This window comes from Thioalkalivibrio sp. ALJ24 (genome assembly GCF_000377785.1).
GTDB lineage: Bacteria > Pseudomonadota > Gammaproteobacteria > Ectothiorhodospirales > Ectothiorhodospiraceae > Thioalkalivibrio.
Genome location: NZ_KB898726.1, coordinates 147165 through 160667, shown reverse-complemented (window position 1 = coordinate 160667; position 13503 = coordinate 147165). Strand labels below are relative to the sequence as shown.

10 protein-coding genes are annotated in these 13503 nt (G+C 69.0%); 4 read left to right on the top strand and 6 right to left on the bottom strand.

Going from position 1 to position 13503, the window contains the following annotated elements; translation table 11 throughout:
• Positions 1–30 precede the first annotated feature (30 nt).
• Complete coding sequence (locus D571_RS0104815; RefSeq protein ID WP_018935541.1) at positions 31–534, top strand: low molecular weight protein-tyrosine-phosphatase; 504 nt, start codon at positions 31–33, stop codon at positions 532–534.
• Between the two features lie 98 nt (positions 535–632).
• On the opposite strand, the gene D571_RS0104810 is transcribed toward D571_RS0104815, so the two are convergent.
• Positions 633–3821, bottom strand: coding sequence for an Rne/Rng family ribonuclease (locus tag D571_RS0104810; RefSeq protein WP_018935540.1), 3189 nt, complete (start codon positions 3819–3821; stop codon positions 633–635).
• Positions 3822–4268: 447 nt separating this feature from the next.
• Between D571_RS0104810 and D571_RS0104805 the strand changes: the two genes are divergently transcribed.
• The 3 genes from D571_RS0104805 to D571_RS0104795 are packed head-to-tail and all read left to right on the top strand — an operon-like array spanning position 4269 to position 6959.
• Positions 4269–5261 carry an RluA family pseudouridine synthase gene (locus D571_RS0104805; RefSeq protein WP_018935539.1) on the top strand — a complete coding sequence of 331 codons (993 nt, stop codon included), beginning with the start codon at positions 4269–4271 and terminating at the stop codon, positions 5259–5261.
• Positions 5262–5269: 8 nt separating this feature from the next.
• The gene (locus D571_RS0104800; RefSeq protein WP_026287583.1) at positions 5270–5974 is read left to right on the top strand and encodes an HAD family hydrolase; all 705 of its coding nucleotides are present in this window, start codon (positions 5270–5272) and stop codon (positions 5972–5974) included.
• Between the two features lie 25 nt (positions 5975–5999).
• The gene (locus tag D571_RS0104795) at positions 6000–6959 is read left to right on the top strand and encodes a S49 family peptidase (protein ID WP_018935537.1); all 960 of its coding nucleotides are present in this window, start codon (positions 6000–6002) and stop codon (positions 6957–6959) included.
• 6 nt (positions 6960–6965) lie between these two features.
• Here D571_RS0104795 and D571_RS0104790 read toward each other — a convergent pair whose 3' ends face one another.
• From D571_RS0104790 to D571_RS0104770, 5 genes are read right to left on the bottom strand one after another with little or no spacing between them, the layout of a single operon-like run.
• Positions 6966–7640, bottom strand: coding sequence for a CsiV family protein (locus tag D571_RS0104790; protein ID WP_018935536.1), 675 nt, complete (start codon positions 7638–7640; stop codon positions 6966–6968).
• A complete protein-coding gene (gene mfd / locus D571_RS0104785) occupies positions 7641–11111 on the bottom strand; it encodes a transcription-repair coupling factor (RefSeq protein WP_018935535.1) in 3471 nt (1156 codons plus the stop codon).
• 51 nt (positions 11112–11162) lie between these two features.
• Entirely contained in the window at positions 11163–12083 is a 921-nt protein-coding gene (locus tag D571_RS0104780; protein ID WP_018935534.1) for a carbon-nitrogen hydrolase, read from the bottom strand.
• Positions 12080–13159 (bottom strand): agmatine/peptidylarginine deiminase, encoded by a 1080-nt coding sequence (locus D571_RS0104775; protein ID WP_018935533.1) that lies wholly within the window; start codon positions 13157–13159, stop codon positions 12080–12082. The genes D571_RS0104780 and D571_RS0104775 overlap by 4 nt, the downstream gene beginning before the upstream one ends.
• 10 nt (positions 13160–13169) lie before the next feature.
• Positions 13170–13454, bottom strand: coding sequence for a hypothetical protein (locus D571_RS0104770; RefSeq protein WP_018935532.1), 285 nt, complete (start codon positions 13452–13454; stop codon positions 13170–13172).
• Positions 13455–13503: the final 49 nt, after the last annotated feature.

Below are 13503 nucleotides of genomic sequence, written 5' to 3'. Positions count from 1 at the left end.
GCGACCGAACATCAGGAAGGGGAAGACAACATGCCGAAGCTGCGCGTGCTCATGGTGTGCATGGGCAATATCTGCCGTTCGCCGATGGCGCACGGCGTGCTGGAACAGCGCCTGCGCGAACGCGGGCTGCAGGACGTGGTCGAGGTGGACTCCGCCGGGACCCATGGTTATCACATCGGCTCGGGACCGGACCCGCGGGCGCGCGAGGAGGCGCGGGGGCGGGGCTATGACATCAGCCACCTGCGTGCCCGTCAGCTGGGACGCGAGGACTTCGACGAGTTCGATTACATCCTGGTGATGGACGAGGCGAACGAACGGATCGCCCGGCAGCTGCAGCCGGAGGGCTCAAGGGCCCGCCTGCAGCGTTTTCCGGAATATGCGGTGGACCGTCCGGAGACCGAGGTCCCGGACCCGTATTACGGGGGCGGGGAAGGCTTCGTCCATGTGATGGATCTGGTGGAGGCGGCCAGCGACGGTCTGCTCGAACACTTCGCCCGCGAACACGACATTCACGGGCGCCCGCAGCAAGGGTGACCCCGAGCCCCCGTCCCCGGAGCCAGTGCCGGGGCCCATGCCCGGAGTCTGGCCCGGTATCCGGCCCGTCGGGGCCGGCTCCGGGATACGGGGGCGTCCTAGTCCTTCTTCGGTTCGTCGTTGCCGCCGGCTTCTTCAGCCGCCGGATGCGACGGGGAGGGCTTGGCCTGGCCGTCGGGGCTGGCCGCGCCGGATGAAGCCCCGGTTTCGGACGACCCGCCGCCGGACGGCTCGCCGGAGGATGTCTGCGCCGCTTCGCTGTCACCGGATGCCGAACCGGAACGCCGCCGGCGTCCCCGTGTGGCGATCTTGCGCGGTCGTTGTTCCTCGGCCGTCTCGGCCGATTCTGCGCCGCGGGCGGCATTGGTGGCATCATCGCCGCCGCTGGCGGTGTCAGCGTCTCCGGATGTGTCCGTAGCCGGCTGCGGCGGCTCCTCGCCAGCGTCGGCCGCTGCACGCTTTCTTCCGGCGGGCTTCTTTTTCGTCGGGGCCGGAGCCTCCGGTGCGGATGTCGGATCCGGTTCGGCCAGCGCCCCGGGGTCGCCGCTCCCGGCATCTCCTTCCGTGGCTGCCTCGTCCGTGGAACTCCGGGAGCGCGAGCGTTTGCGTCCGCCACCTCCGGAAGCGCGCCGGCGTGCGCCGCCGGTCCCATCCGATTTCGCCCCGGAGGCTGCGGAGGTTTCGCCGGCATCCCCGCTGCTGTCACCGGAACCCGTGCTGGCGTCCGCACCGGTATCGGCTGCCGCGGTCCTGGCGGGCGTGGCGCCGGTTTCCGGTTCAGCTCCCGACGCGTCGTCTTCGGCCTTGCTATCCGCACGGCCCTTGCGGGCGCCAGCGCGACGCTTTCCGCTTCCGGCAGTGTCTGCGCTGTCGCCGCCGGTTTCGGGGCCACTGGTCTTCCGGGGTGTCTCATCCTGATTGGCCTCGGTATCGGCGGCGTCTTCGGATGCACCGCTGTCGGCCTCTGTGTCGCCCTCGGTAGCGCCGCTGCTGGCCTCGGAGGCACTGTCGGCACCGCTTTCGGCGCTGCGCGACCGACCGCCACGACGGCGCCCGCCACGGCGCGAACGCCGGCTGCGGGTACGGCCCTTGCCGGTGTCATCGCCCGACTCCTCGCCATGGCCTGTGGCCGGCCCGCGATGGTCGCTATCGCGGTTGCTGCCGCTACCGGCCTCCTGATCGCCGGCGGGTTCCTCCGCGCGGGCGGCCGGCTTGTCCGCGGGTTTTGCCACGTCAGTGGCCGCGGCGGAATCGGTCTTGGCCGCAGGCTTGTCGGCGGCCTTGCGTGACTTGTCGCTACCCTGCGGCTTGCCCGAACGGCCGCCGGAGCCCTTGCCCCGGTCCTCGCCTGCGTCCGCGGATCGGTCCTTGCGCGGCTTGTCGTCGCGTTCGGATTTGCCGCCGCCCTTGCCGCCACGGGAGCGGCGACTGCCGTTGCCGCCGCCGTCTCCATCCTTGCGCGAGCGTTCCTGGCCGCCGCGGCCGTTGCCTTTGCCACGACGGCCTCGCTCGTCGCCGCCGTCGCGGCCGCTGGAGTCCTCGCCGGCCGTGCCGGCGGTGCTGGCCGGCGGACGGACATTGGGGAACAGGGCGCTCCAGATCCGGCCGAAGAAGCCGGGCTGGGCGACCGGTTCGGATGCCGGGGCGGGCGGGGCCGATGTGGCGGCGGGCGCCGCGGTTTCGGGCGCCGGGGCGGAAACCTTTACGCCCTGGACCAGGGGGCGCTCGGGTTTCTGCCGGCGGTCCTGGTGTGGGTCGGAATCCTCTTCGATGGTCTCCACCAGCTGGTGGCTGCTGCGGTCGCTGACCACCTCCTCGCGCTCGTCGCCACGCACCCGCTGTACGCTGAAATGCGGGGTCAGGAACTGCGGGTTGGGGATCACGCTGATCTCGACGCCGTGGCGCTCTTCGATCTCGCCGATGGACTGCCGCTTTTCGTTGAGGAGGAAGGTACCCACGTCCACCGGGACCTGGGCCAGCACCAGGCCGGTGCGGTCCTTCATGCCTTCCTCTTCCATCAGCCGAAGGATGGACAGGGCCATGGACTCCACGCTGCGGATCTGGCCGTGGCCCTGACAGCGCGGGCAGGTGATCTGGCTGGACTCGCCCAGCGAGGAACGCAGCCGCTGGCGCGACATCTCCAGCAGGCCAAAACGGCTGATGCGACCGACCTGAACCCGGGCGCGATCCATCTCCAGCGCCTCGCGCAGGCGGTTCTCGACCTCGCGCTGGTGCTTGTTGGGGTTCATGTCGATGAAATCGATCACGATCAGGCCGCCCAGATCGCGGATGCGCAGCTGGCGGGCGACCTCCTCGGCCGCTTCCAGATTGGTGTGCAGTGCCGTCTCTTCGATATCGCCGCCCTTGGTGGACCGCGCCGAGTTCACGTCGATGGAGATCAGTGCCTCGGTGTGGTCGATCACCAGGGCACCGCCGGAGGGCAGCTGGACCTCGCGGTCGAAGGCGCTCTCGATCTGGGTTTCGATCTGATAGCGGTTGAACAGCGGGACCGGATCGGTGTAGTGCTTCAGCTTGCGCAGGCTGGTGGGCATGACCATGCGCACGAAGTCTTCAGCCTGCTGGTAGATGGTGTCATCGTCGATGATCACCTCGCCGACGTCGTTGCGCATGTGATCCCGCAGCGCGCGGATGATGACGTTGCTCTCCTGATGGATCAGCGCGGGGGCCTTCGCCTTCCCGGCGGCCTCGGTCACGGCCGCCCACAGGGCGGTCATGTAGTCGAGGTCCCACTGGAGTTCTTCGGTGCTGCGGCCGACCCCGGCGGTGCGGGCGATCAGCCCCATGTCCTCCGGGATATTGAGCCCGGACAGGGCCTCGCGCAGTTCAGCCCGGTCCTCGCCCTCGATCCGGCGGGAGACACCCCCGGCCTTCGGGTTGTTGGGCATCAGCACCAGATAGCGGCCGGCCAGGCTGATGTAGGTGGTGAGCGCGGCACCCTTGGTGCCACGTTCTTCCTTCTCCACCTGGACCAGGATCTCGAGGCCTTCCTTCAGGAACTCGCGGACGGGCTTGTCGCTGTCGGCCGGGGCGCCCACCGCCGAATGCGCGATCTCCTTGAACGGCAGGAAGCCGTGGCGGTCAGCCCCAAAGTTGACGAAGGCCGCTTCGAGGCTGGGCTCGACGCGGGTGATCTTCGCCTTGTAGATGTTGGCCTTCTTGCGCTCGCGCGAGGGGAGTTCGATGTCGAGGTCGTACAGCCGCTGGCCGTCGACCATGGCGACGCGCAGCTCTTCCGGCTGCGTTGCGTTGATCAGTATGCGTTTCATGCAATGGACTCGTCGGGACGTCCTGCCTGCCCGCGGCGCGGCCGAGCGGGCGGAAGGTGAGCCTGCGACACGGCTTCGATACGTCAGGGGTGCGCGCAGGGGCGGCGCGGAGCATCAGGCAGCGCGCCAGCCAGGTGTTCACCAGCAGCCACGGGATCAGCCGTCCGTCAGGACAGCGACCGGGGAAGCAGGACTGGGTTAAAAGAAATAGTGTCACGCGTTCGCTCTTGGCGAGGCCGACTCCGGCGTGTGGCCGGAGCGGTGGATGATTCGTGGCGACCCGGCCCGAAGAAGGGGCGACGCCAGCCGGCAATGTAGGATACGAGGCCCCTTGTGGGCAAGTTTTTTGTGATTTTACCGGGCATTGCGTGACCGTTCGCACCCGTTTGCGGCGCCCGGCACGGATCCGTCGTGGCCGCGCGGCTTTGCCTGCGTTAGCATTTCCGAATGAAATCCCGATCTTCCGATGCCGGGCGCTCCGGCCCGCGCGAGTTCCCGGTGGACGCGCGCGCCGACGGGCAGCGTCTCGACAATTTCCTGCTGCGCGAACTGAGGGGGGTGCCCCGCGGGCTGCTCTACCGGCTGATCCGCAAGGGAGCGATCCGGGTGGACGGCCGGCGCGGGAGCGCCCGCCAGCGTCTGGCCGCCGGGTCGACCGTGCGGGTCCCGGATCTCGACCGGCCGCAGACCGCCGACGCCCCCGACATTCCGCCGCGGGTGCTGGAACGGCTGCGGGCCGCCATCCTGTTCGAGGACGACGACTACCTGGTGCTGGACAAGCCGTCCGGCCTTGCGGTGCACGGTGGCAGCGGGCTGGCGTTCGGGATCATCGAGGCGATGCGGGTGCTGCGGCCGGATGCGGGACTCGAACTGGGTCACCGGCTGGATCGCGAGACCTCGGGGTGCCTGGTGCTGGCGAAAGGGCGGGAGCCGCTGCAGGCACTGCATGAGGCCCTGCGCACGGGGCAGGTCGACAAGCGTTACCTTGCGTTGCTGGTCGGGCGCTGGAAGGACGACCGGCCGATCCACTGCGATGCGCCGCTGGGCCGCGATCGGGGCGAGGACGGCCGCCGGCGGGTGTCGGCCGGCGGCGAGGGAGATGCCCGCCAGCGCGCGGCCGACAGCCTGTTCGTGCCGCTGGAGGCCCACGGGGCGTTTCAGCTGGCCGAGGTCCGCATCGGTACCGGCCGCACCCACCAGATCCGGGTGCACGGGCGGGAGATCGGCCATCCGGTCGCCGGGGATCACGAATACGGACTGCCGGACGCCAACCGCCGGCTGCGCCGGCTGGGCCTCAAGCGCCTGTTCCTGCACGCGCAGGCGCTGCGCTTCACCGATGGACGGGGCGAGGAGCGGATCTTTTCGGCGCCCTTGCCGGACGAACTGGTGGCGGTGCTGAATTCGCTGGACCACGCGACCGAATCAGCAGGAGAGGAATGACCGTGAATATGGCCCGTTCAAGCATGGACCCGCAGGCGCCGTTGCTGCCCCCGGACGACGGCGAACTGCGCCTGGTGGTCTTCGACTGGGACGGTACCCTGATGGACTCGCCACGGCGGATCGTGTACTGCCTGCGCCGTGCGGCCCGCGAGACCGGCCTGCCCGAGCGCGAGGAGTCCGCGCTGCGGGGGATCATCGGGCTCGGGGTGCGGGCAGCGGTGAGCGAGCTCTACCCCGAGCTTGACGAGGCGGGCATGGATGCGTTTGCCACCAGTTACCGCCGCTGTTACCTCGAGGCCGAGGATGCGCCGGAGGAGCCCCTGTTTCCGGGCGTGACCGAGCTGCTCGAGGACCTGGACCGCCGCGGGATCCTGCTGGCGGTCGCCACCAGCAAATCCCGGGCGGGGCTTGATCGGGCCCTGGGCGCCAGCGGTCTGGAACCCCGGTTCGTCGCCACGGTCACCAGTGACGAGCAGCCGTCGAAGCCCAGCCCCGCGATGGTTGAAGAGCTGTTGCGGCGTACCGGGGTGGAGCGCGACCGCACGCTGATGATCGGCGACAGCGTGTACGATCTGCAGATGGCACGGGCCGCCGGGGTGCGGGCGGTTGGTATCACCCACGGGGCTCACTCGGACGACCGTCTGGCCGCCGAACGGCCGGCGGCGCTGCTACCCGACATTGCCGCGCTGCGGCACCGACTGACGGACGCGTAAGGGACACGCTCAGAGGACAACCAAGATGGGATGGTCGAAAGAGGACAAACCGGGCTGGGAACGCGAGACCCTGGAGAAGCTGGTTCAGGCGCAGGTGATCGAGCAGCGCCGGGCCCGGCGCTGGGGCATCTTCTTCAAGATACTGCTGTTCGCCTACCTGTTCGCGCTGCTGATCCTGGTGCGCGGCGACGGCCCGGGCGACTGGTTCGAGACGGAAAAGAAGCCTGCGGAACACGTGGCGGTGGTGGACGTCGACGGTCTGATCGCCTCGTCGGCCGCGGCCAATGCCGAGGATCTGACCAAGACCCTCAAACGTGCCTTCGAGGATGACGGCACGCAGGCGGTGATGCTGCGCATCAATTCCGGTGGCGGCAGCCCGGTGCAGGCCGGGATCATCCACGACGAACTGCTGCGCCTGAGAGAAGAGCACGAGGGCATCCCGCTGTACGCGGTCATCGGGGACATCGGTGCGTCCGGTGCCTACTACATTGCGGTGGCGGCCGACGAGATCTATGCGGACCGGGCCAGTCTGGTGGGTTCCATCGGCGTGCGCCTGGACAGCTTCGGCCTGGTCGACCTGATGGACAACATCGGGGTCGAACGCCGGCTGTTCACCGCCGGCGAGAACAAGGCCTTCCTCGATCCGTTCCTGCCGCTGGAGAGCGAGCACGTGGAACACATGGAAGGCCTGATCGATGACGTGCACCAGCAGTTCATTGACGTGGTGCGGGCCGGTCGCGGCGAGCGGCTGCCGGAGGATGCGGACGTCTTCAACGGCCTGACCTGGACCGGGGAGAAGGCGGTGGATCTGGGCCTGACCGATGGCCTGGGCAACCCGCGCAGCGTGGCCCGTGACGTGATCGGTGTTGAAGAGATGGTGGAGTTCCGGCCGCGACGTACCCCGATCCAGCTGCTCCTGGAGGATCTCGGGGCGATCGTGACGCAGCAGCTGCTGAACCTGGAGTCGCAGCCGCAGTGGCGCTGAAGGCGGTCAGCTGTCGTCGATGCGGGTGACGCGGGCGATCATGCCCACCACCGGGTGGTCGAGATAGAACAGGTCGTCGCCCGAGTTCATCCGCTGGCGCCCGCGAACCGCGACCGCCGACTCGCCGTCCGGCTCACCATGGAAGATCAAGTCGGTTTCCAGATGCAGGAACCGGCCGACCCAGACCCGCAGGCGACCTTCCAGCTCGCGGCGCTCCTCGCCGCGTTCCAGCGGGACGGGGGCCGCCGGACCGCGGTCGTCGTGCAGCGGGGTACGGCGATCCAGGCTGCCCCCCTCGCGCACCGTCAGCCACGGCGTGGTGGCGTAGTCCCGGCCGCGCTGATCCCAGGCCAGACGCGCGATCAGTCGGCTCTCGGAATCATCCTCGATGCGCCGGACCACGTTGCCGAGTTCGAAGCCGCGGCGCGAGCTGCGGTAGGTCCCCTCGCCGATGGGGCCGGAGCCGGGAGAGGGCTGCAGGGCTCGCCCGCTGGTCTCCAGCAGCCGCCGGCTTTCGTCGGTGAGATGCTGGAAGATCACCAGTTCGACGCGGTAATCGCGCCCGACCTGAGCCCCCGCGACGGCCGGGAACAACCAGGGGAGGGTGACCATCGCCCCGAGCAGCTGCCGGCGACGCGGGTTGCGGGGTGCGGATGCGGCTTCGGAAGGGTTGCGTGACATTCAGGCCGCCTCCTGGTTGCGGCTGAGGGTGTTCAGCAGGCGGTGTACCGCCTCGGTGCGGGCCTCCAGGGTTTCCATGCTGCCGTGGAAATGGAAGGCCTTCTGGCCTTCCAGACGATACCCCTGCGGATCCGACTGTACCAGTTCGATCAGTGCCCCGATGTCCAGATCGGGCTCCGACCCGAACACCATCCGCCCACCGGCCGGGCCCATCTCCAGTTTGCGTATGCCCAGCGGCGTCAGCCGCAGGCGCAGGCGTGCCGCCGCGAACAGGGTGCGCGCCGGGTCCGGCAGCAGACCAAAGCGATCGACCAGCTCGACCTCCAGATCGCGCAGGGCGTCCGCGGATTCGGCGTTGCTGATGCGCTTGTACAGGATCAGGCGGGTGTGCACGTCGGGCACGTAATCGTCCGGTAGCAGCGCCGGCAGGCCCAGCTCGACCTCCGTGCCGCCGGGTTCCGGCGCCTCCAGTTCGGGCATCTTGCCGGAGCGCAGGGCGCTGACCGCGCGGTTGAGCAGCTCGTTGTACATGTTGAAGCCGACCTCGGTGATCTGCCCGCTCTGCTCGTCACCCAGCAGCTCGCCGGCGCCGCGGATCTCCAGATCGTGTGAAGCCAGCGTAAAGCCGACTCCCAGGTCTTCCAGCGAGGCGATCGCCTCCAGGCGCTTCTTCGCGTCCGCGCTGAGGCTCTTCCATGGCGGCGTGATCAGGTAGGCGTAGGCGCGATGATGCGAGCGGCCGACGCGACCGCGCAGCTGGTGCATCTGCGCCAGGCCCAGCTTGTCGGCGCGGTTCATCACGATGGTATTGGCGGTGGGTACGTCGATCCCGGTCTCGATGATGGTGGAGCAGACCAGGATGTTGTAGCGGCGGTGATAGAAGTCGAGCATCACCTGTTCCAGCTCGCTCTCGCGCATCTGGCCATGCGCCACGCCCACCCGCGCGCCGGGCAGCAGTTCGCGTACCTGTTCAGCGGTACGGTCGATGGTGTTGACCTCGTTGTGCACGAAATACACCTGTCCGCCACGCCGGATCTCGCGCAGGCAGGCCTCCTGGATGACCGCGTCGTTCCATTCGTTGACGAAGGTCTTCACCGCGAGGCGCTCGCGCGGCGGGGTGGTGATGACCGACAGGTCGCGCAGCCCGGCCAGCGCCATGTTGAGCGTGCGCGGGATCGGGGTGGCGGTCATGGTCAGCATGTCCACCTGCGCGCGCAGCTTCTTGAGGGCCTCCTTGTGGCGCACGCCGAAGCGCTGCTCCTCGTCGACGATCACCAGGCCGAGGTTGTCGATCTTCAGATCCTTCTGCAGCAGCTTGTGGGTACCGATGACGATGTCGACCTTCCCTTCGCGCAGGCCCTCGAGCACCGCTTCCTGCTGTTTGGCCGAGCGGAACCGCGACAGCGATTCGATCTGCACCGGCCAGTCGGCAAAGCGGTCGATGAAGTTCTGGTGGTGCTGCTGCGCGAGCAGGGTAGTGGGCACCAGCACCACCACCTGCCGGTGGTTCTGCACCGCGACAAAGGCCGCACGCATCGCCACTTCGGTCTTGCCGAAGCCCACGTCGCCGCAGATCACCCGGTCCATCGGCTGGTCCGCGGCCATGTCGGAAAGTACCGCGTCGATGGCCTGCTGCTGGTCGAGGGTCTCCTCGAACGGGAAGCCGGCGGCGAAGGCGTGATATTCGGGGGTCTCGGTCTCGAACACCGTGCCCTGCGTCGCGGCCCGGCGGGCATGGATGTCCAGCAGCTCCGCGGCCACGTCGCGCGCCTTCTCCGCGGCCTTGCGCCGGGCCTTGCTCCATTGCTCGCTGCCGAGGCGGTGCAGCGGGGCATGGTCGGCGTCGGCCCCGGCATAGCGGCTGATCAGGTGCAGCGAGGAGACCGGCACGTAGAGCTTTGCGCCGTCGGCATACTCGAGGGTCAGGAATTCGGAGGGCTGACCATTGATCTCCATGGTCTGCAGGCCCAGATAGCGACCCACGCCCTGTTCCTCGTGCACCACCGGTGCGCCGACGGTCAGGTCCGAGAGGTTCTGGATCACCGCGTCGGCATCACGGGTGGGGCGCGTGCGCCGCCGCGTCTGGCGTGCGCGTTCGCCCATCAGGGCTGCCTCCGGCACCACGATGCGATCGTCCGGCAGGGCGAAGCCCTCGGCCAGGGTGCCCACGGTTACGTACAGTCCGGGATCGGCGGCGAGGAAATCCGCCCAGCCGTCCACCGCGTGGTGATCGACGTCGTGGTCGCGCAGCAGGGTGAGCAGGGCCTCGCGGCGCCCGGCCGACTCGGTGGTCACCAGCAGTCGCGGACGCCGCTGCATGACCTCCTGCAGCCGCCGCGCGGGCGCCTCGCGGGCAGGCTCCAGCGCCATTTCGGGCGGCGCTTCGCAGACGAACGGGACGTTGCGGCCGCGTCCCGCGGGCAGTGGCGCGGGGTTCGCCCCCAGGGCCAGTCCCGAGGTGTCCCCCAGGGCCGCGGCCAGGGCCTCGGGGTTCAGGTAGAGTTCGTCCGGCGGCAGCAGCGGGCGCTCGACCTGATGGCGCAGCTGGTCGTAGCGCTGGAATACCTCGTCGGCGAACTGGCCCGCCGCGCCCGCGATGTCGCCCACCTGCGCCACGCGCGCCTGCGGGCAGTAGTCGAAGACCGTATCGAGGCCGTCGAAGAACAGCGGCAGATAGGATTCGATGCCCGGGGGCACCAGCCCCTCGGAGATGTCGCGATAGATCGGGTGGCTGCCGGGGTCACCCTCGAAGCGGGTGCGGTAACGGTTGCGGAAGCTGCGGATGGCCTCTTCGTGCAGCGGGAATTCGTGGCTGGGCAGGATCTCCAGCGCGTCGGTGGTCTCGGTGGAACGCTGGGATTCCGGATCGAAATGCCGCAGCGAGTCGATCTCGTCATCGAGGAACTCGATGCGCACCGGCCGCTCGGCGCCCATGGGGAACAGGTCGAGGATCTCGCCGCGCACCGCGAATTCGCCATGGCTGATGACCTGCTGCACCGCGTTGTAGCCGGCCCGCGCGAGGTCCTCGCGCAGCTGCATGCGGTCGAGCCGTTGCCCGCGGTGCAGGGCGATGCCCTGTTCGGTGAGCCACTGGCGCGGCGGCAGGCGCTGCATCAGCGTGGCCACCGGCATCAGGATGATCCCGCGCTCCAGCCCTGGCAGGCGATACAGCGTGCGCAGGCGCTCGGAGATGATGTCCTCGTGGGGCGAGAACACGTCGAAGGGCAGGGTCTCCCAGTCGGGCAGGCGCAGCAGCGGGATGTCCTGCCCGGCGGTGAAGAACGACCATTCCTCTTCCCACTGATCCGCGGCTTCGTTGGACTCGGTGATCACCAGCAGCGGGTGCGGGAAATCCTGCGCGGCGCGCGCCAGCGCAAGGCTGCTGGCGCTGGCACCGAGGCCGCTCCACGTCTCGAAGCCCGTGCGGGGGATGCGGCCGGGATTCAGGGGGTTGCGCGATTCTTCGGACATGCGATGTGAAGCTTCCGGAATGGCGGACGCGGCATTATACGGGTTCTGCGCTTATGCTTCCGGGTCGATGTAGCGCTTCAGGATCGGATCGTAGGCGTCGATCCGTCGGTCACGCAGGAAGGGCCACATGCGCCGGACGGTATCCACCCGTGCGATGTCCAGGGTGAACCCCAGCACCTCCGCGGTCCGGTCGCTGGCGCGGGCGAGGAATTCGCCCTGCGGCCCGGCGACGAAACTGCTGCCCCAGAAGTGGGCCCCGGCGGACACGCCCGAGGGGTCGCGTTCGTGGCCGATCCGGTTACAGGCCACCAGTGGCAGGCCGTTGGCCACCGCGTGACCGCGCTGCACCGTGATCCAGGCCTCGCGCTGGCGTTCGCGCTCGTCCGCAGTGTCCTCCGGATCCCAGCCGATGGCGGTGGGGTAGATCAGCACCTCGGCCCCGGACAGGGCCATGATCCGCGCCGCCTCGGGATACCACTGGTCCCAGCAGACGAGCACGCCCAGCCGGCCGACCGAGGTGTCCACCGGAACGAAACCGGTATCCCCGGGAGTGAAGTAGAACTTCTCGTAGTAGCCCGGATCGTCGGGGATATGCATCTTGCGATAGGTGCCGACCAGACGTCCGTCGCTCTCCAGCACCACGGCGGTGTTGTGGTAGAGCCCGGGGGCGCGGCGTTCGAACAGCGAACCCACCAGGACGACGCCGTGCCGCCGCGCGATCTCGCCCAGACGACGGGTGGAGGGGCCGGGGATCGGTTCGGCCCGGTCGAAGGTCGCGGCATCTTCCGTCTGGCAGAAGTACGGGCCGGTGTGCAGCTCGGCCAGTATCACCAGACGCGCGCCGGCCGCCGCGGCTTCGGCCACCGCGGTGTCGCTGGCCTGCAGGTTGGCCTCGACGTCACCGGCATCGCGGTGCTGGACCAGCGCAGCCTGCAGGGGTACCCGGTGCTCGGGGGGACGGGCGAGGTTCATGCGTGGAGCGGGTCCTCTTCCTCGGGGATGCCCAGGGCGCCCCGCGGGTATTGCATGGTCAGGCAGTGCAGACTCCCACCCTGACGCAGCACCGGGCGTGCGTCCAGCGTCACGATGTCGCGTCCGGGAAAGGCCCCGGCCAGGCGTTCGCGGGCGATGTCGTCCGCGGCGTCGCCGTGGGCCGGGAGGATCACCGCGCCGTTGAGGATGACGAAGTTGGCGTAGGTGGCCGGCAGGCGTTGTTCGCCGTCCAGCAGAGGCCGGGGCCAGGGGAGCGGAACCAGGTGATAGGGTTCGCCCGAGGGCTGGCGCAGCGCGGCGAGTTCGCGTTCCATCGCGGCAAGTTCCGCGTAGTGCGGGTCCGCCGGGTCGTCGCATTGCTGGTAGGCGATGGTGTCGGGGCCGCAGAAACGGGCGAGGGTGTCGATGTGGCCGTCGGTGTCGTCACCCTCGAGTCGCCCGTGCTCCAGCCACAGCACCCGCTCGGCTCCCAGATGTCTCCGGAACTCGGCCTCGATGGCGTTCGCGTCGAGGTCCGGGTTGCGCCCGGGATGGAGCAGGCAGGAGCGGGTCACCAGCAGGGTGCCGGCACCGTCGGATTCGATGCTGCCGCCCTCCAGCACCATTGGAACCGATTCCACCGGTGCCGCGCCGAACACCCCCTGTGCGGCCAGCGCCCGGGTGATGGCGTTGTCACTGTCCGCCGCATATTTGCCGCCCCAGCCGTTGAAAGTGAAATCCAGCAGACGCGGTCCGTCCGGCTCCAATACGGTGATCGGCCCGTGATCCCGCGCCCAGGTATCGTCCGAGGGGGCCAGAGCGAACCACAGGCGATCGCTGCGGATACCGGCCTCCACCAGCAGACCGGAGAACGACTCGATGTGATCGGGATCCCGCGCGACGATCAGTACCGGTTGGTACTGGCTGATCAGCGCCGCCAGGCGGGCAAACACCGGCTCGACGACGTCGAGAGTGTCGGCCCAGTCGCTGGCGTCGTGGGGCCAGGTCAGCTGGATGCCGGCATGGGGTTCCCATTCCGCCGGGAGGCGGCGGTGTTGCGTGCGGGGCTCGGCCAAGGTTCGGGCTTCAGTCGTTGCGGTCGGCGTGCACGATGGTGTGGATCACCCAGCGATCCTCGAACACCACCGAGAAGTCTTCGTAGTCCCAGCGGGTGATCGGTGGTTCGCCGACGGTCGGGTGACGGGTTTCGGGGTCGCCGTAGCGACTTCTCACCGTGTCCTTGGTCTGACCGCGGGCAGGGACGCTTTCGCGTTCCTTGACGGTGAACGAACCGTCATCGAGCCGCAGGATGTCTGCCTGGGCAGTGCCGGCAAACCCCGCGCCGCCAACGATGGCGAGGGCGGCCAGCATCCCGGCCGCGCGGCGAGTCGTGGATCGGGAGGCAACGCGTTTCCCTGGC